The following is an 18,915-nucleotide window of genomic DNA, read 5'->3' as shown; positions in this document are numbered from 1 at the left end:
AAATTATGTCATCAGCGTTCTGGATTGCTTTGAGTAATATAGAAGGAATGGGAGTAAAGACAATAAAAAAACTGTATACTTATTTTCCAAACCTAACATTGGAGAATTTACCTGTAAATAAAAAGAAAATAAGTGATACTTTAAAGAATTTAAAAATACTTCAAAAAATGTTAGATGAGGTCTACCTTCTGAAAAAAATTGAAGAGGCTGAAAGACAAATAAGACTTCATGAAAGTAAAGGAATTCAAGTAATTGATATTGCTTCACAGTATTATCCAAAGCTGCTAAGGTTTATTGAAGATCCTCCAGTTGTCTTATATTGTAAAGGGGATATTGAACTACTTAAAGATGATCGGAAAATAGCGATAGTAGGTACAAGGGCTCCGACTGAACTGGGATATAAGGCAGCAATGAAGGTTTCTGCACAATTCTGCAAAAGGAATTTTGTCGTTGTTAGTGGCTTAGCTGTTGGTATTGATACCGCTGGTCATAAAGGAGCAATAAATGTAAACGGGAAAACGATTGCGGTATTAGCAGGAAGTTTGGATAAAATATATCCAAAAGAAAATACAGAGTTCGCAAATGAAATTGTAAAAAGAAACGGATTGTTGATTTCAGAGACTCCGCTAGGTGGTAAGACATATAGAAACTCTTTTGTTCTGCGAGATAGGATACAAAGCGGCCTATCTTTAGGTGTATGTCCTGTTCAGACACCTTTAAAAGGTGGTACACAACATACTATAAATTTTGCCCAAAAACAGGGAAGAATGCTATTTTGCCCTAAGCCTTTAGAAAAACGTGAAGTAGAAGCGACACAAGGTATCTATCATCTGTTGGAAAATCATCTAGCTAGCAAGATAGAAAATGAAAATGATTATGAGAAGATAATTAAAAACTTAGCAAATACTTTAGAAATATTAATTAATAAGAATGTTTTTGGAGAAAAAAAAATTACAAAAAATACAAAAAATGAGCTAGACAGAATTGAGCAACTTTCCTTTTTTAGAGAAAATAGAAATCGAGAAAAATAGCCATTGTTAATTAATTAACGTATTAAATATCCCGATTCCCTAATAAAAGAGTGAAATCGGGATATTTTTATTTTCGCTTGCCCACTTGAATATAAAATGGTAATCGCGAGTCAAACTTTAATATTTACCTCGCATTTGGTCATGAACTTACCTTTTTTGCAATTTTGCCCGGTTCATATTAAAGTATATAATGATAAAAATTGCTGAAAGACTTTATAGAAGGACATGCCCTTTAAGGCGCTATGTCATGAGAGGAATTGGATGAAAGATGAGTAAAAATTTCTGGCGTGATTTACCGCGGCCATTTTTTATATTAGCACCAATGGAAGAAGTAACAGATGTTGTGTTTCGTCATGTTGTGAGTGAGGCGGCGAGACCTGATGTGTTTTTTACAGAGTTCACGAACAGTGAGAGTTATTGCCATCCTGATGGCATTCAAAGTGTGAAAGGGCGTTTAACGTTTACAGAGGATGAGCAGCCGATTGTTGCTCATATTTGGGGAGACAAGCCTGAGAACTTTAGACAAATGAGCATTGGAATGGCGGAAATGGGATTTCAGGGACTTGATATTAATATGGGCTGTCCTGTCCCAAATGTCACGCAAAACGGAAAGGGCAGCGGCTTGATTCTTCGTCCAGACGTTGCGGCAGAGCTGATTCAAGCGGCAAAAGCAGGGGGATTACCTGTTAGCGTGAAAACAAGACTTGGTTTTACTGAGGTCGATGAATGGCGCGGATGGCTTAGACACATTTTGGAGCAAGATATTGTGAACTTATCAATCCATCTTCGCACAAGAAAGGAAATGAGCCAGGTGGATGCGCATTGGGAGCTCATTCCTGAGATTAAAAAACTTCGTGATGAAGTAGCCCCTGATACTCTTTTGACAATCAATGGTGATATTCCAGATCGTCAAACAGGCTTAAAGCTCGCTGAACAGTATGGAGTAGACGGAGTGATGATTGGGCGCGGGATTTTCCATAACCCATTTGCTTTTGAAAAAGAGCCGAGGGAGCATACAAGTGATGAACTGCTTGGTCTTTTAAGGTTACATCTTGATCTCCATGATCAATACTCATCACTAGGTTTGCGTCCATTCAAGGCACTGCACCGTTTCTTTAAGATTTATGTAAAAGGATTCAGAGGAGCGAGTTTCTTAAGAAATCAATTAATGAACACATCATCAACAGATGAAGTGCGTGCCATGTTGGATGAATTTGAAGCGAGAAATCAAGAACAATCATGACCAACAAGAGGAGGAGGGGGAACCCTTCTCTTTTTTATTAAACAGGACTATTAAACTAGTTCTCTTAAATGGTAAAATAATATAGAAATAACAATTGGAGGTATTTTATTTGAAACCATTTTGGGATAAAGATAGAGAAAGCGAAGAAACATTTAAGAAAATCAATGAGAAAGGCATTGCAAAAGCGGAAAAGAAGCTAGGCGTTATCCTGCCTGATACATATAAGCAACTGATCCTCGAACAAAATGGCGGGTATACATTGCATAATGCTTTTCCAACGGATCAGCCGAATGGATGGGCAGAGGATCATGTGTCATTTGATCATTTAAGAGGAATTGCAAAAGATGAAGGCATTATGGATAGTGATTATTTAATAGAAGAATGGGAATTGCCTGAGGGACTTGTACTCATTTGTGGGGATGGTCATACGTGGATTGCATTGGATTATAGAGAAACAAAGGAGCATCCGACGATTCACTACTTTGATCTAGAAGATGAGACGGATTTTAAATTAGCGGATTCGTTTGATGAACTGCTTGCTGGGCATTATAGCGCTGAATAGCATGAATAGGAAAGGCAGCCGCAAGTAGATATATTTCATTAAAACCGTTGTTATACAGTATTTTTTGAGAGAGACAAAAGAGTCTCTCTTTTTTTGCGAAGCAACATTGAATCTCTCTCCAAAACTGTATCTGTTATGTTTAAGTCTTATTATTCAATTGGTTCACTTTCCACTCACTAAATTTTCTGACGATAATATCTGCCACAATGTAAAATGGCAGAAAGCTGGAGTTGTCCACTTTGTTATATAAGAGAAACGGGGTGCTGCTTACATAGATGTTAAACATGGCATTTTGTGCAAGAAGGTTATTTCTTAATGTGGTCATGCTGATAAATTTGATATGTCTCGTTTTCACCAATTGAATGATTTCATCTAAATTCTTCGATTCACCAGATAAAGAAATGATAAATAAAAGGTCATCCTCACCAAATTCAATGATTCCATCTGTTAAGTCCCGCTTGCTTCGTAATACTTGAGATTTTTTATGCAGTGACCATAGCTGCCGCTGTACATCATTGGCCAAATCGAGCTGTGCTGTTCCTGTCCCATAAATATAAATATACGGTGCGCGATCAATCAGTTGATTTAATTGATGAAAGTCCAGCTGCTCCATATATTTTCTTGTCTGCCGGATATCTTGATCAAGTAGCTGCATTAAATCCTGTGTTGTCTCTTCAGTGAAAGCATTTAATTTCACATAAGACTTTAAGTCACTGTAGCCGTCGAACCCTATTTTCTTAGCAAGCCGATGGATGGATGAGATGGAAGTATGAGCATAACGGGCAAGATCCTGAATTTTCATTGTCTTCATTTCTTCAAGATGATCATGGATTGTTTTAATAATGTGCAGGTCATTCTTGTTTAAATCTTCGAAGTGTTTATTAACCAGCTTGTCCAGTATCATGCGATGTGCCCTCCAACATGAAAATATTTTCTTCCTGTGAAAATATAATCTAATGTTACAACTTGATTTCTAAATACGTCAAACCTATTGGTTTTTGTAAGCGCTACCTTTACAGTGATGATATGGATCAAGCAAAGGGGTTATGCTTATGAATGCAATCAAGCGGTTTGGCAGTGCTATGGTAGTTCCTGTACTTTTATTCGCGTTTTTTGGTATTGTTGTCGGCCTCGCGACTTTATGTAAGAATCCAGCGATTATGGGAGAAATGGCTGGAGAAGGTACGATGTGGTACAAGGTTTGGTCACTGATTGAAAGCGGGGGATGGACGATTTTCAATCATATGGAATTAGCCTTTGTGATTGGATTGCCCATCTCACTTGCAAAAAAAGCGCAAGCACGTGCGACGCTCGCAGCTTTGATGATTTATCTTGTATTTAACAATTATATTCATGCTATTTTGACACTTTGGCCGTCTACTTTTGGCGTTGATTTATCGCAAGGTGTCGAGAACGTAGCGGGTGTAAAAGAAATTGCGGGTATACCTACGCTGGATACAAGTATCATTGGTGCGGTGATGATATCTGGAATCGTCATTTGGATCCATAATCGTTTTTATGATCAAAAGCTGCCTGAAATGCTTGGGATTTTCCAGGGGCTTGTATTTGTTGTCATCATCGGATTCTTTGTGATGATTCCTATTGCTTTTATCGTTGCTTTTGTATGGCCCTATGTTCAGCAGGGGATTCAATCTCTCCAAGGGTTCATGGCACAGTCTGGTTATATTGGTGTCTGGCTGTTTCATTTCTTGGAAAGGGTGTTAATTCCAACAGGACTTCACCATTTTATTTATACACCTTTTGAGTTTGGTCCAGCGGCTGTAAATGGGGGGTTAAAACCATATTGGATTGCTCACTTAAATGAATTTGCGTCCTCCACTTCTGATTTGAAGGATCTTTATCCATACGGATTTTTATTGCATGGGAATATTAAGATGTTTGGCTGTTTAGGGATAGCTTTAGCCATGTATTTTTCAACACCGAAAGAAAACAGAAAAAAGGTTTTGGCATTGGTATTACCCGCCACATTAACAGCGGTATTTGCCGGAATTACAGAACCGCTTGAATTTACATTCCTATTCCTCGCGCCTTATTTATTTGTGATACATGCACTTCTTGGTGCGACCATGGTGACAATCATGAATATGTTTGGTGTTGTCGGAATGATGGGTTCCGGGTTTATTGAAATAGCTGCATTGAACTGGATTCCGCTCTCTTCAAATCATGGAGGGACTTATCTGATCCAAGCGATGATTGGACTTCTTTTTACAGCAGTGTATTTTGTCATATTTAGATGGATGATTGTGAAATTCGATATTCCATTACCAGGACGAAAACATGAGGAGGAGACGAGGCTATATACAAAACAAGATTATGAGAATGCTCATAAAAAAGGTCATGACCAAAAAGAAGCGCCCGTTTATGCGTCTGAGTATGAAGAGAAAGCCGTGTATTTCTTAGCAGGCCTCGGCGGTAAAGAAAACATTAAAGATGTGACAAACTGTGCCACACGTCTACGTATTACAGTGATTGACCCTAGCTTGGTGAAAGATAGGGACTACTTTACAAAAAATAAACTGGCCCACGGCATGGCGAAGAGTGGTCAAAGCATTCAAATCATTGTTGGCTTAAGTGTACCGCAAGTAAGAGAGTCTTTTGAGACAAAACTATCATTAGATTGAAAAAAGGAGCTGGATATGATGAAAAAATTTAATATTACCATCGCTGGAGGCGGAAGTACATTTACACCCGGAATCATTTTGATGCTGTTAGACTATCTAGATGAGTTCCCAATTCATACAATTAAACTCTATGATAATGATGAAGCTAGACAAAAGACGATTGCAGATGCATGTGAGATTATGTTAAAAGAACGAGCACCAGAAGTACGATTACTGGCAAGCACGAACCCAGAAGAAGCCTTTACTCAAGTCGATTTTGTGATGGCACATATTCGTGTCGGGAAATATGCAATGCGAGAATTAGATGAGAAAATTCCATTGAAGCATGGAGTCGTCGGACAGGAAACATGCGGACCAGGCGGAATAGCTTACGGAATGCGGTCCATTCCAGGTGTATTAGAACTTGTCGATTATATGGAAAAATACTCACCAGAAGCTTGGATGTTAAACTATTCTAACCCTGCAGCGATAGTAGCAGAGGCAACACGTAAGCTAAGACCGAATGCCAAAATTTTAAACATATGCGATATGCCAATTGGCATTGAAGAATTAATTGCAAAAAATTTAGGCTTATCTTCGCGGAAAGAACTAGAAGTCGATTACTATGGTTTGAATCATTTTGGCTGGTGGACAGATATTCGAGATAAAGCAGGAAATAGCTTAATGCCTGAGGTAATTAAGCATGTAAGCCAGCATGGTTATGCAACAGATGGAACATCTGAGCTAGAACAGCAGAAGAGCTGGAACAGCACATTAAAAAAGGCCAAAGATATTCAAGCGCTTGATCCAAAAACGATACCGAATACGTATTTGAAATACTATCTATTTCCAGATGAAGAAGTGGCACATTCAAATATCGAGTTCACGCGTGCCAATGAAGTGATGGAGGGGCGGGAAGCTTTTGTTTTTAGTGAATGTCAGGCCATCATTGATAAAGGAACTGCAAAGGAAACAAAGCTGACCATTGATGAGCACGCTTCTTATATCGTTGATTTGGCACGAGCCATTGCTTTTAATAAAAAGGAACGGATGCTGATGATCGTAGAGAACAATGGCGCTATTAGGAACTTTGATCCAACAGCCATGGTCGAAATTCCTTGTATCGTTGGCAGCAATGGTCCAGAAAAATTAGTAGTTGGAGAGATTCCTAGATTTCAAAAAAGTCTTATGGAGCAGCAAGTTGGCGTAGAAAAACTAGTAGTAGAAGCATTTGAAGAAGGGTCCTATCAAAAATTATGGCAGGCCATCACATTATCGAAAACGGTGCCGAGTGCTAAAGTAGCAAAAGATATTTTAGACGACTTAATTGTGGCAAATCAAGCATTTTGGCCAGAGTTAACATAACACGAGAATAAGCAATATGGGCGTGACAGCGCTCATATTGCTTATTTGTTTTTTCAACCGATGTATTGTAAAAAGCCTCCTTACCAAAAGGGGGCCGCCATTCCTTACTCTGCGCTCTCCTCAACCTCACGGCTATCTTCTGTTTCACCAATATAAATAGGGCCGTTTGCGTGGTCGATTCGGATTGGCCATTCGTATGGAATTTGAAGACGTCTAGCAATGGCTCTCCAGAATTTTGTGGAATCCATTTCGAATTCTTGAAAGTCTTTTAATAAGTCTTTGTAAGACGAGCCATCGAATTGAATGAACATATCTTGAAGACGCATGAACGCGACATGTCTCACTTCAAGTGCTGCTGCGGCATCCATTTCTTCTTCTGTTGCTTCTCCGATGATTGTACCTGCGGGCGGAAGCATGTCGTATACGTTAAATTCCTCTTCTTCTTCGTGTGCTGCATTGTGCTGTTGATCTGACATTTTTCTTCACTCCTTCTAGTTCTCAATCAAAACTTTATTTCGTGCTTACTTCTATTATCGGAAGGAAATGTGAAATGTGGAATGAAAAGTGGAGCAGATTCACAACTCTTGCTTTTTTCTCTTGAATCATCTATGATCAATTACAGATATAAAAGGTCTATAATAGATAGAAAGGAGTTTCCTCATGAAATATTCTAAAGCAACCAACTATGCGCTGCATACGATGGTGTTTTTAACTCTTGCACCAAAGGGTAAAGCGATTGGTGTTGAGCCTCTTGCTAAGATACAAGATCTTTCACCAACCTATTTATCCAAAATTTTAACAAAGCTTGTGAAGGCGGGATTGATTGAATCAACACCTGGTGCAAAGGGAGGTTATACCCTTATCAAACGAAAGGAAGACATTTCTTTTTTAGATGTCATTCAGGCTGTAGAAGGACAAACGAATTTATTTCGCTGCTCCTTAGAGCATGACTCCTTTATGCCTCATGATGGCTGTTTGATTGAACAAGTTATGCAGGATGTTGAAACGAAAATGCAGGAGACATTAAGTCAAAAACGGTTAATTGATATTGCGAGCCAAATTGAACAGACAGAAAAAAATCCATTTTTCAACATGTGATTTTTTTGAACTAATTATAGATATTAAGAGTCTTTAAAATCTTGAATAGAAAAGGAGAGATTGATATGTTATTAGATTGTGCCATTATCGGAGGCGGGCCAGCCGGATTAAGTGCAGCACTTGTTGTAGGGAGAGGCAGAAAGCAAGTCATTGTATTTGATGATGAGCTGCCAAGAAATCGAGTGACGCAGGAATCACATGGATTTATTACAAACGATGGAATGACACCGTTTGAGATCAGACGAGCGGGAGAGGCAGATCTTCAAAAATACCCTAATATCAAAATCAAACGAAGTCGAATTGTTGATATACAAAAGAAAGAGGAAAGATTTACGTTACTAACACACGAGGGGGATACATTCAAAGCGAAAAAAATCATTTTGGCAACAGGTCTTCAGGATATACTGCCAGAGATTGAAGGAATTCATGATGTGTACGGAAAAACGTTGTTTAGCTGTCCTTTCTGTGATGGATGGGAATTAAAGGACAAAGCACTTGCCCTCATTGCAGAGAATCAGCGAGCCTTGCATATGGCTAAGCTTCTTTCCAATTGGACAAAGGATTTGATCGTGTTTACGAATGGGCACGTGTTGGCTGAAGAGGACAAGGTACTTCTGACGGCACATTCTATTCAAGTCATTGATGTGCCAATTGTGTCGATTGATCAAGACAATGGGCAGCTGCGCTCTCTCCAGCTTGCAAATGGGGAGACAGTGAAAAGGGAAGGCGGTTTTGTCGCAAGTGAATTCAAGCAGTCAGCCCCATTTGCCGAAAAGCTTGGCTGTCAAATGACGAAGAATACGGGTATCGAAACAGATATCCTTGGACGTACAACCGTCAGTGGTGTCTTTGCATGTGGTGATAATCTAGGCGGTCCTGCTCAGTTAGTTCTCGCAGCAGCTGCTGGAAGCCAGGCAGGAATGGGTGTCATTCATGAACTTGTTCAAGAAGAGTTTCAGGAAAAAACATCTCTATGAAAAGAGATGTTCAGCGATGAGCGGTTTTCTGTTTTGCTAAGACGTGAGCTGTCCATTCAAAAAGTGCGTAGATAACAAAGAAGATCAGGATCCAGCTGCTGGCATCGACCCATACATTGGTGATCTGAATGATGTTCGCCTGATCAAGTCCAGCCTGTATCCACATGGTGATCAGTGCTGTAAGGAACACTTGTAAAAACCATTTTTTCAATTGGTCACACCTCCATCTCTTTCTATCATATAAGAAATGACAGTTTATTTCCAATTTGTTTCCCTATATGTTTCAACGGTAAAATGAAAAATAAAACGAGTGAAAGGAAAGCAAATGAGTGATCAAACAAATATGTTTCTAAAAAATCATTTTCCTCATCTTATCCTCACGCCGCCTCTTTTTTATGAGTGGCCTATTGGACTTCGGTTTGAAGTGGCAGATTGGTCATTAGGAAAAGAATCGATTGTATTAGAAAAAGCGGGAGATCGTGCTTTAGAGATTGTGAAATATGTTTTTGATCCAGAAGACGAGATGCTGCTTGTGACGGATGTGTATACAGATCATGAACATGAATTAACGAAGCGTAAGCTCCTTGTCTATCAAAAATATGTGCATCGGCAAGTGAGGAACAGATTGCGCCACGAGCTTTTGACTTATGTACGTCCAGAAATAGAAGATTCACTGACATTAGAGAGATTTACACTCAAATGTGAGCTGCAAGACATTCGATTGCCTCCGCTTCTCCATGCGATGTGCCAGGAGGACTTCTATACGCCGAATCAAATCTTGAAGGGAAAACTAGGGTATGAAATTTACCTAATGAATCTCTCAAAAAAAATGATTTTTCACTTATATGATGATCGAGGCTGTGATCTCATTGCGGCAGATGCTGAGCGTCTACGCCCAGTCTATGAAGGCTTACAGCACTGGCTATTAGACTATGATCGTCCTAAGATGGACCGGCTGTTTGCAGCCAAATAAAAAAACCGCACTTTCGACAAGTGCGGCTTCTTTTTATGCTTCTACTTTATTGAAAAACTGTGGCAAATATTCTTTTTATGCTTCTACTTTATTGAAAAACTGTGGCAAATATTCTTTGTGTGCTTCTAGCATTTCATCTAGGATGCTTTTTGCAATGGCATCTGATGGGACAAGCGGGTTGATGGTCATTGCGACAAGAGCTGTGTTGTAATCGCCTGTCACGGCTGCTTCAGCAGCTACACGTTCAAAGGATTTAATTTGAGAAATAAGTCCTTTGACAGCGACCGGCATTTCACCAACAGCGATTGGTTTAGGACCGTCTTTTGTGATCACACAGTTGAGTTCAACCGCAGAATCATTTGGAATGTCACTAATAGCTCCGTTATTAATGGTGTTTACAGGCTGAATGTCATGCTTGTCGTTATAAATGGATGCAATCAAGTTGCAAGCCGCATCACTGTAGTAGGCACCGCCTCGTTTTTCAAGCTGTGGCGGCTTGATGTCGAGATCAGGGTCTTTGTAAAGCTCGAACAAATCATTTTCTAATGCGCGAACGACTTCAGCACGAGTTCCCTCATTTGCTGCTGCTTTCTTTTCCTCAGCCAGCATATCACTTGTTTTGTAGTAGTAACGGTGATACGGACAAGGAATGACGCCAAGCCCTTTTAAGAAATCAGCATCCCACGGAATCGCTTGAATGTTGTTCATCGACATGCTGGAGTTTGGATCAGCCATGTCTTCAATGACTTGATCCATGATGCTTTTACCATCTAAGAATACATTGAGTCCAAAGACCATATGGTTTAATCCAGCAAAGCTGACTTCGACTCTGCTTGCGTCGACACCAAGCCCTTTGGCGATTCCCATGCGAATGCCGATCGGCACGTTACATAAACCAACGACTTTACGATGGTTTGAATAACGAAGAACGGCTTCAGTGACCATACCAGCTGGATTTGTGAAATTCACAAGCCATGCATTCGGGCAAAGCTCTTCAATATCTTTGACAATATCAAGAATGACAGGAATGGTGCGAAGTCCTTTGAATAGACCTCCTGGACCATTTGTTTCTTGGCCAATGACATCATATTTTAAAGGAATGCGTTCATCCTTCATACGTGCTTCAAGAAGTCCGACACGGAATTGTGTTGTGACAAAATCAGCATCTACAAGTGCTTTCCTGCGATCTAATGTTAAATGAACCTCGATTGGAAGCCCTGCTTTTTTGACCATGCGTTTTGCAAGATTTCCGACGATCTCAAGCTTTTCTTTTCCCGCTTCAATATCAACGAGCCACAGCTCGCTAATCGGAAATTCATCGTATCGTTTAATAAATCCTTCTACAAGCTCTGGTGTATAGCTTGATCCTCCGCCAATTGTGACAACCTTTAATCCTTTTGCCATGTTCTGCACCTCCGAATAATGTAACGCGCAATGTTATAATAGAGAAAAGTCTTTTTTCTTGTTTGTACATCTATAGCTTATCGTGAGAGCATCATGTGCGTAAATGACTTCAGCGTCTTTAGGCAAGGGTGCCCTATTTAGAGATTTGTTACATAAAAGAAACACATTGTGACATGTAGTTGGAGAAAGGGGAAGTCAGATGTTTTCAAGTGAGGTCATTTCCAGCTTTAATGAACTAGAAAGCGCTTTATACCGATATATCATGGAAAACAGTGAAAAGGTCGTGTACATGAGAATTCGAGATCTTGCAGATGCTGCACATATTTCCACCTCGTCTGTCCTTCGCTTTTGCCGAAAAGTAAATTGTGAAGGCTTTTCAGAGTTTAAAGTGAAGCTCAAAATGTATTTAGAATCAGAGCAGACACCTTCTTTAAAAAGCACACAGCACTTTCTATATGAATTTATTGAACGAACATTGAAGGGAGACTTTGAGGGGAAAATTAAGGAGGCCGCGAAGCTCATAGCTGAGGCAAAAAATGTGCTGTTTATCGGAACTGGAAGTTCTGGCATTTTGGCGCAGTATGGGGCGAGGTACTTTTCCAGTCTTGAGAAATTTTCATTTTACATCAACGATCCGTTTTTCCCGATGAATATGCAGTATTTAGACAATAGTGTCACCATTGTGCTGTCTGTATCAGGGGAGAACAGTATTACGATTGATCATATTTCGAAGTTAAAAAGAGAAGGCAGCAAGATCATTAGTATTACGAATAACCAGCACTGCACGATTTCGCGCATTTCAGATTTAAATATTGCCTACTACGTCACAGATGAGCGGGTCCACAGAGCGAATATCACCACACAGACGCCAGTTGTGTATATTTTAGAAGCAATGGCCCGTGACATGTTTGCGATGTTAAAAGAAAAGTAAAAGAGCCGCTGCATACATCAGCTGCTCTCTTTTTTCTGCTTCATAAAAGCAAGGATGGCAATGCCGGAACAGACGAGCACAAACAGACCGCCCAGCAAATACACAGACCTCGCCCCGTATGCATCTGCAATCAATCCAACAAAGAAAATAGATAAACCGACCGATACTGAAGAAAGGACGTAGTGAGCCGAATACACCTTTGATAAGTCATGTACTGGCGTTTCCGTTTGAAGAATGGTTTGCTGCGAAACATCTCGGATTTGGTAGGCAGGCCCCATCAAAATACAAAGCACCAAAGCAAGCCACGGCAGGCTGTTCAGTGAATAGACAATGGTCAGCACTGCATAAATGAATGAACCAGCTGCCATATAGAGGAGAAGCTGTTTTTGAATAAACTGACTCATCCATGCAGCTAAGAGCCCGCCTATGATGGCACCTGTATAATAAGCGGCATTGATAAATCCCCACCATTCCTCACCTTGCTTTAAATCATGGCTGACAAAGGCAAGCGTAATCGCCCCGATCCACACAGCACCCGCAATATTTTCACAAACATCCATAAATGTCAGGGTGCGCACCGTTTTATTTCTCCAAATGATCGTCCAACCATCTTTGAAGCTGTTCATCTTATTTGTTTTTCGAACCGTCTCTTCTTGCTTGAGAAGAGGAAAGACAGGGATGAATAATAGATAAGACAATACAATCATGACACAAGTAATCCACATTAAATAAAATGGACCGATCAACAGGACGAGCATTCCAGTGAACGAATAGCCGGCGATTTGAACCATTTGATGAAAAATCGAGGCCGTACTGTTCGCTTTCACAAGCTGATTTGCTGGCACAAGCATCGGCATGATGGCCTGTAACAACGGACTGATGAACCCGCCTGTGAGGGAAATCAAAATAAGCGCACTAAACAACCAGACCATATGCTGCTGAAAGAAGTGAAATTGGGCTGTAAACATGATGAGCATCCCAAGACGTAAAAGCGGGACCCATTTCAATAGACGGCCAGCTTGAAAGTAATCGGTTAAAACCGGAGAGAAGAGCCCAGCCAATAGCTGGCATATCGTTCTGATCAGCGGAAAGACAGCCGCATAGGCAACAGATTGTGTATCTTGATAAATGACAAACGTGATCGTCATCACAAATAAAATATCACTCAGCATGAGAAGGCTTTTACTGCTTGTATAACACCAAAACTTGTTTCCCATATTAAACCGGCTCCTTTTCAAAAACAAGTTCAGTATAGCATGGTGATGGTGTGTCCAGAGGCTTTTCATTGAAAAATACATCTTAAGGATGAGAAGATTGTGATAAGCTAAATGAAGGACATTGTAAGGAAAGGGGTTCAATCGATTGAAAAAATTACCGGCACATGACTTTTTGGACAAACATGGTATCCCTTATGAAATCAAAACATTTTCTGCCGAAACAGAAAAGGGAGCAGCAAATGTAGCGGCAGCTCTTGGTTTTCGTGAAAGACAAATGATTAAAACATTGATTTTTGAAACAGGAGAAGGAGAGCAGCTGCTTGTGATGGTTGGCGCTGACCAGCATATTAAGTCAGGGAAACTCAAGAAAGCAGCCGGCTCCCGTAATATTAAAATGGCTTCACCGGAGAAGGTTCTTGAAGTGACGGGCTATCGAATTGGTTCGATTCCGCCGTTTTGCTGGCAGCCAGAAGGATTCCGCACCATTATTGAGGCTTCGTTATTAGAAGAGGAAATATTAGGTGTTGGGGCAGGCGAATGGGGAAATGAAATCCTCATCACCCCAGAACAATTGGTGAAAGCCTCAAAAGCTGTACCGTTTGACATCGTGCAGCCAGCTGAATAGAGAAAAAAAGTGCCTGTTTCAGAAGCAGGCACTTTTTTAATTGGCAGCAGGCGTAGTAAATGGACCGATACCTTTCATTTGCAGGAAGGCATCCACGGTTCTATTTTCTTCAAGATCATTCGCCCGTTTGCACACAACAACCGGTCTGACGATCTCAATGCCTTCAATGTACACGCGCCCAATTTCTTGCCGCTTGAGACTGCCATGAACCGCATCACGGGGAACAAGTGTGATGCCATATCCAGCTTTGATCATTTGAATCGCTTCATGAACACCGCTGAATTGTAAATCAACGGTCGGTTTTTTGATTCCTTTCGAGGTAAAAAGAGAAAAGAGCTTATCTCTTGTGGAACTGCCTTCTTCCCGCATCAAAAAAGGCTCCTGACTCAGGCGCTCCAGCGGGACCGTTTTTCCGTTCAACGGATGGTCAGCCGGCACAATAAAATCATAGCTTAAATTCGTTAAATGAGAAGTGAGGATCTCCTCATGGTGCAGATCCTCGATCACAGCGATGGCCACATCTGATTCATATTGAAGCAGGCTCTCTAAAACTTGAGCGGAGTTTCCACTTTTTAATTCAATTTCTGTCTGTGGTGAAGATGTTTTAAAAGCAGCAAGCCAATCTGGCAGTAAAAAGTTGAGTGGTACATAGGTAGAAGCGATGCGGAGCCGCCCCTTTTTTCCGTTTTGTAAAAGTGTGATCTGATATTCTACTTCTTTTTCAGCCTCGAACACTTGCCGGGCATAAGGGTATAGAATTTTTCCCATTTCCGTAAGTGTAATGCCTCTGCCATTTCGTTTAAAAAGACGGAAACCGATCTCACTTTCAATGCTTCTAAGCTGAGCCGTCACAGCTGGCTGTGTCAAAGATAGCACGTCTGCTGTTTGTGTAACGCTTTTTGTCTCTGCGACCTTTGCAAAAATCCGAAGGGCATGTAAATTCAACTTTGCACCACCTATTAATTATTTTGATGGTTTAATCAAAAACATTCATTAGATTTATTATAAGGCATCCCTTATTGTAAAGATAGCGAAGGGGGAAGGAAAAATGGATCATCGTCAAAAGCAAGTGGTGTCAATATCGCTTATCACAGCATTTGCACTGATTGGGGATTCAATGCTTTATATTGTTCTTCCGATCTATTGGAAAGAGGTTGGTTTATCATCTATTTGGGAGGTCGGGCTGCTGCTGTCCATTAACCGATTCATCCGCATCCCGCTAACACCTGTTGTTTGGTGGCTCTATCGGTTTGTTCCAATGAAGACTGGTGTATTGATTGCTATTTTGATTGCATCAGTGACCACAGTGCTATATGGTGTGAGCGGTTTTTGGCTCCTGCTGATTTGCCGCTGCGCTTGGGGGCTGGCATGGACGTTATTGCGTATGAGTGGAATGAGATTAATTGCTGAGATGGAGGAAAGCTCCCAAGGGCATTATACGGGCATTTATAATGGCCTTTACCGGCTTGGCAGTTTATTCGGCATGTTATGTGGCGGAATATTCGCCAGCCTGATCGGCTTCCAGTTCATGACGCTTGTTTTTGGTTTACTCTCATTACTAGGAATCATTTTTTATGTCTCTTTGGATGAGATTGAAAAGGGAGAAGAGGGGCAGGTGTATCAAGTCATCAAACAGAGGTGGCTTGCACGAGATGTTGTAAAAGTATTAATGACAGGTATGCTGATCGCACTTGTGATACAAGGGTTATTCGCATCAACCCTCAGTCATGTCATTGAAGCAAGGATCGGTCATGGTGAATTTGCTCTGTTCGGCTTTGTTATCGGAGCTTCGGCTTTAAGTGGAATCATTCAAGCGCTCAGATGGGGGTGGGAACCATTTGTCGCACCGAAAACGGGCAGATGGTTTGATGGGCTTGTAATGAAGGAACGAACGCTTTGCTGGATGTTTCTTTCATTTGGAGGTCTCAGTTTTCTGGCGGTCATGCTGAAGGTAAGCGGCTGGTTTCTTGTGATGCTGCTTTTGATCCAGCTGATGTCAACAATCTTAACGACATTAACGGATACGCTTGCTTTTCAAAAAGCGTCTGCTCAAACAGATAAAAACCGCTTCCTCGCAAGCTATTCCTTTGTTCAAGATATGGGAGCGGCTCTAGGACCCTTGTGCGGATATACGATGATTCAGTTTTTTGGATCAAGCAGCGTCTTTTGGCTGATGCTCATCATAAGTTTATTGCTTGTCAGCATGTGGGCAAGAGGCAGGGAGCTGCATGTTTCTTCTGATCCAGCGTAATAAATCAAGCGTTATACAAAAAAACTGCCTCATGCGCTGAATGCAAGAGGCAGTCGTGTTTTTTTATTCTAGATCTGAATCATAGGCTTTTTGCATCAGCTGGCTGACCACCTCTTTTAATCCATTTGGTTTATGGAATTCAACAGGTGTGCTTCCTTTTTCGAAGACGATTTGATCAGCTTCAACGAGCACGACATATCGATTGTTGAGCTTAGCAATATGGATTGATTGGCCAAAGTCTGCTAGAAGACCTTTGATATCCGTTTCGCCTAGACGCATTTTCATTGTAATATCAGGCGTTTGTTCAACAATATGGGAGGCCGCTTGTGTGACCTGTTCTGTATCGAGTGTTTCTCTAATTTCTCGTTTTTCACTCGCTTCCCATATTTCAAGATCTTCTTCAAACTGCTTTAATTCTTCACTTTCATCCTGTAATGTTTCAAAAACCTGTTCCTGTACCATATTCATAACCTGTGATTTCATGATTTCAGGCATGGATTCACCGTATTCGACGAATTTCAAAAAGTCTTCAAAATAACGAGCGTGTGAGGATTGGTGAATTTTCACTTCAGCTTCTTCAGTCATTCCCTCTTCTGGCATAAACGGGTATTGAATCGATTTCATGTTTTTTGTCGTAATAGCCATTTCGACTTTTCTAATCAAGGTAGATGTATCAGCGATAGAAGCCACTTTTTGTTCGAAATCGCATTTCATAATAAAGACAAAGGAATCATCGAAATACTTTTTAGGAACAGCAGAAGCAACTAAAAAAACGCCGCCTCTGACAGCACTTGTATCTAAATATGTGCGAACAAACTGTTCACTGCATTCATTAAAAAATTCTTTTGTATCTGCAAATCTCGTTTGATGAAATAGGTTGTAGTTTGGGTTTGAATCAAGCTCATGACCGGGTTCTACAATAAATCGGCCAATTTTGGTCGGTACTTGTTCAGATTTAGGGTGTCTGTCCACTTTTCGTTTGACGATTTTTTTCAGTTCACCGTCTAAAAAGTCCTTCAGCTCACTTTGTTCAAATTCTTCTTGATCTAGTGTTTGATAATGTTTAAATCGTTTATTTGCTTGTTCATCTTTGCCTTCGATTTCCACGACAAAGAATGATAGAAAACGTATCGTAAAATCCATTGATTGGTCACCACTTTTTCTTCTTCTGATATGTTGAGTATAGAAAAAGGAGTGAAAATCGTCAACGAATGGAGAAATATCGTGTCATTATTTCCCGAGAAATGTTTATTGAAAAACACTTGATAATAATTATCATTCTTGATAGAATGGTAAAAGAAAAGAAGGAACCTGCCAGTTCCTTCATCTCAGAGAAAAATAGATTATTTTGTTTCAAATGTTTCGCAATCAGTTTCAGCATTGCGAGTCACTTCAGTCATCGTGTTTTTACCGATTTTAATGGTAGAAGCGGTACAGCTGTTTTCAGCCCAAAAACGGCAAGAGTTCACTTCACAAAGAACGTTTTGTGCCAAGGGAATTCACCTCCGTGATTCATATTGAGAATGAAACAAGCTGCCACTTGAATTCATTCAATCTAGTAGTCTCTTTGTAGAAAGAGGCTGTTTGTGCTGGTTATGCACATGTTTATCATACCATCTACCCTGAAAATATACAATTTAAACTTTGGAAGAGCGAGAATTTGAATCTCGCTCTTTTTTTATTTTTAAAAATAGTTAAATGCTAGGTGGCACACTCTTTCATTTCGACATATGAATAGAGTAGATTCAAAACCTGATGTCGGACAAAGTATGGGGGTACATGTACTGATTTTCCGCATAAAGATAGGGTTTTTAATCAAAAATCTTCATAGAGAGATGAGGGGAGAAGATGAAAGCAGTCATTCTCTGCGGAGGAAAGGGAACGAGAATGAGTGAGGTCACACAAGCGCTTCCTAAACCACTTGCTATGATCGGAGATCGGCCTATTCTATGGCATATTATGAAAATCTATCAGTATTACGGTGTAGACGAATTTATCCTATTGCTTGGATATAAAGGAGAGAAGATCAAAGAGTACTTTCTGAACTACGACTGGCAGCATCACAGCATGCAGCTCGATATGGCGACAGGAGAAATGAAGCTTTTAGGGAAAAAGGAGAACTGGAAAATCACCTTTTTAGATACAGGTGAAGATACGATGACAGGCGGACGTTTAAAGCAGGCACAGGATTACATTGGTGATGAGACCTTTATGATGACGTATGGTGATGGACTGGCCAATATCAATATGTTTCATTTGCTGAAACGTCATCAGGATCTTGGAGCAGCTGCGACTGTCACAGGCATTGAAAAGAAGTCCCAGTACGGGACACTGAAGGTGTATAACGGGATGGCACAATCCTTCTCTGAGAAGACAGACAGTATCGGGATGATCAATGGAGGATTTTTTGTGTTGTCTCCAAAGGTATTTGATTATTTGACAGATGATGATCAATGCGTGTTTGAAGCGGAGCCTCTTCAAAACCTGGCGGATGATGGAGAGCTTGCCGTTTATGAGCATCACGGATTTTGGACAGCAATTGATACGTATAAAAACCTGAAGGAAATCAACGACATGTGGACAGATGGAAAACAACCATGGAAGGTTTGGTGACAGC

General features: G+C 40.5%; 19 protein-coding genes and 1 pseudogene. 12 read left to right on the top strand and 8 right to left on the bottom strand.

What is annotated here, in order from left to right:
* Positions 1-5 precede the first annotated feature (5 nt).
* The 3 genes and pseudogenes from JJ692_RS17620 to JJ692_RS17610 form a co-directional block, all read left to right on the top strand.
* Entirely contained in the window at positions 6-1,031 is a 1,026-nt protein-coding gene (locus tag JJ692_RS17620; RefSeq protein ID WP_206534012.1) for a DNA-processing protein DprA, read from the top strand.
* A 268-nt stretch (positions 1,032-1,299) separates the two neighbouring features.
* Positions 1,300-2,274 (top strand): tRNA dihydrouridine synthase, encoded by a 975-nt coding sequence (locus tag JJ692_RS17615; protein WP_122631743.1) that lies wholly within the window; start codon positions 1,300-1,302, stop codon positions 2,272-2,274.
* 109 nt (positions 2,275-2,383) lie between these two features.
* Positions 2,384-2,833: pseudogene (locus JJ692_RS17610) on the top strand (SMI1/KNR4 family protein); the annotation flags it as partial.
* 142 nt (positions 2,834-2,975) lie between these two features.
* Here the strand turns inward: JJ692_RS17610 and JJ692_RS17605 are convergent.
* Positions 2,976-3,740, bottom strand: a complete 765-nt coding sequence (locus JJ692_RS17605; protein ID WP_056767588.1) for a MurR/RpiR family transcriptional regulator — start codon at positions 3,738-3,740, stop codon at positions 2,976-2,978.
* Positions 3,741-3,888: 148 nt separating this feature from the next.
* Here JJ692_RS17605 and JJ692_RS17600 point away from each other — a divergent pair, with 148 nt between their 5' ends.
* Together JJ692_RS17600 and JJ692_RS17595 are read left to right on the top strand one after the other, a co-directional pair.
* On the top strand, positions 3,889-5,478 hold the full coding sequence (locus tag JJ692_RS17600) for an alpha-glucoside-specific PTS transporter subunit IIBC (protein WP_151863218.1): 1,590 nt from the start codon (positions 3,889-3,891) through the stop codon (positions 5,476-5,478).
* Between the two features lie 18 nt (positions 5,479-5,496).
* Positions 5,497-6,822: a 6-phospho-alpha-glucosidase gene (locus JJ692_RS17595; protein ID WP_024424559.1), complete on the top strand. Its 1,326-nt coding sequence runs from the start codon at positions 5,497-5,499 to the stop codon at positions 6,820-6,822.
* Positions 6,823-6,926: 104 nt separating this feature from the next.
* On the opposite strand, the gene JJ692_RS17590 is transcribed toward JJ692_RS17595, so the two are convergent.
* A complete protein-coding gene (locus JJ692_RS17590) occupies positions 6,927-7,298 on the bottom strand; it encodes a hypothetical protein (protein ID WP_024426669.1) in 372 nt (123 codons plus the stop codon).
* Positions 7,299-7,482: 184 nt separating this feature from the next.
* Between JJ692_RS17590 and JJ692_RS17585 the strand changes: the two genes are divergently transcribed.
* Both JJ692_RS17585 and JJ692_RS17580 read left to right on the top strand, forming a co-directional pair.
* On the top strand, positions 7,483-7,920 hold the full coding sequence (locus tag JJ692_RS17585) for an Rrf2 family transcriptional regulator (RefSeq protein WP_024426668.1): 438 nt from the start codon (positions 7,483-7,485) through the stop codon (positions 7,918-7,920).
* A 65-nt stretch (positions 7,921-7,985) separates the two neighbouring features.
* A complete protein-coding gene (locus tag JJ692_RS17580) occupies positions 7,986-8,897 on the top strand; it encodes an NAD(P)/FAD-dependent oxidoreductase (protein WP_024424562.1) in 912 nt (303 codons plus the stop codon).
* Positions 8,898-8,907: 10 nt separating this feature from the next.
* Here JJ692_RS17580 and JJ692_RS17575 read toward each other — a convergent pair whose 3' ends face one another.
* Entirely contained in the window at positions 8,908-9,108 is a 201-nt protein-coding gene (locus JJ692_RS17575) for a hypothetical protein (protein WP_122631745.1), read from the bottom strand.
* A gap of 114 nt (positions 9,109-9,222) precedes the next feature.
* Between JJ692_RS17575 and JJ692_RS17570 the strand changes: the two genes are divergently transcribed.
* A complete protein-coding gene (locus JJ692_RS17570; RefSeq protein WP_206534010.1) occupies positions 9,223-9,870 on the top strand; it encodes a DUF3885 domain-containing protein in 648 nt (215 codons plus the stop codon).
* 75 nt (positions 9,871-9,945) lie between these two features.
* On the opposite strand, the gene JJ692_RS17565 is transcribed toward JJ692_RS17570, so the two are convergent.
* The gene (locus JJ692_RS17565) at positions 9,946-11,274 is read right to left on the bottom strand and encodes a 6-phospho-beta-glucosidase (RefSeq protein WP_024424565.1); all 1,329 of its coding nucleotides are present in this window, start codon (positions 11,272-11,274) and stop codon (positions 9,946-9,948) included.
* 199 nt (positions 11,275-11,473) lie between these two features.
* On the opposite strand from JJ692_RS17565, the gene JJ692_RS17560 reads away from it, so the two are divergent.
* Positions 11,474-12,205 carry a MurR/RpiR family transcriptional regulator gene (locus tag JJ692_RS17560; protein ID WP_024424566.1) on the top strand — a complete coding sequence of 244 codons (732 nt, stop codon included), beginning with the start codon at positions 11,474-11,476 and terminating at the stop codon, positions 12,203-12,205.
* 17 nt (positions 12,206-12,222) lie between these two features.
* Here JJ692_RS17560 and JJ692_RS17555 read toward each other — a convergent pair whose 3' ends face one another.
* Positions 12,223-13,422 carry an MFS transporter gene (locus JJ692_RS17555; protein WP_197172123.1) on the bottom strand — a complete coding sequence of 400 codons (1,200 nt, stop codon included), beginning with the start codon at positions 13,420-13,422 and terminating at the stop codon, positions 12,223-12,225.
* Positions 13,423-13,567: 145 nt separating this feature from the next.
* Here JJ692_RS17555 and JJ692_RS17550 point away from each other — a divergent pair, with 145 nt between their 5' ends.
* Entirely contained in the window at positions 13,568-14,047 is a 480-nt protein-coding gene (locus JJ692_RS17550; RefSeq protein ID WP_024424568.1) for an aminoacyl-tRNA deacylase, read from the top strand.
* Between the two features lie 36 nt (positions 14,048-14,083).
* Here JJ692_RS17550 and JJ692_RS17545 read toward each other — a convergent pair whose 3' ends face one another.
* On the bottom strand, positions 14,084-14,992 hold the full coding sequence (locus JJ692_RS17545; protein WP_024424569.1) for a LysR family transcriptional regulator: 909 nt from the start codon (positions 14,990-14,992) through the stop codon (positions 14,084-14,086).
* A gap of 103 nt (positions 14,993-15,095) precedes the next feature.
* Here JJ692_RS17545 and JJ692_RS17540 point away from each other — a divergent pair, with 103 nt between their 5' ends.
* Complete coding sequence (locus JJ692_RS17540) at positions 15,096-16,298, top strand: MFS transporter (protein WP_122631749.1); 1,203 nt, start codon at positions 15,096-15,098, stop codon at positions 16,296-16,298.
* Positions 16,299-16,361: 63 nt separating this feature from the next.
* Here JJ692_RS17540 and JJ692_RS17535 read toward each other — a convergent pair whose 3' ends face one another.
* Both JJ692_RS17535 and JJ692_RS17530 read right to left on the bottom strand, forming a co-directional pair.
* Positions 16,362-17,441: a DUF3900 domain-containing protein gene (locus JJ692_RS17535; protein WP_122631750.1), complete on the bottom strand. Its 1,080-nt coding sequence runs from the start codon at positions 17,439-17,441 to the stop codon at positions 16,362-16,364.
* 200 nt (positions 17,442-17,641) lie between these two features.
* Positions 17,642-17,791, bottom strand: a complete 150-nt coding sequence (locus JJ692_RS17530; protein ID WP_073204211.1) for a DUF1540 domain-containing protein — start codon at positions 17,789-17,791, stop codon at positions 17,642-17,644.
* A gap of 355 nt (positions 17,792-18,146) precedes the next feature.
* Between JJ692_RS17530 and rfbF the strand changes: the two genes are divergently transcribed.
* The gene (gene rfbF / locus JJ692_RS17525; protein WP_024424573.1) at positions 18,147-18,911 is read left to right on the top strand and encodes a glucose-1-phosphate cytidylyltransferase; all 765 of its coding nucleotides are present in this window, start codon (positions 18,147-18,149) and stop codon (positions 18,909-18,911) included.
* Positions 18,912-18,915: the final 4 nt, after the last annotated feature.

It is taken from the genome of Bacillus sp. 3a (assembly GCF_017161885.1).
GTDB lineage: Bacteria > Bacillota > Bacilli > Bacillales > Bacillaceae > Bacillus > Bacillus safensis.
The sequence above is the reverse complement of the archived record's forward strand: the minus strand, read 5'-3'. Positions and strand labels throughout refer to the sequence as shown.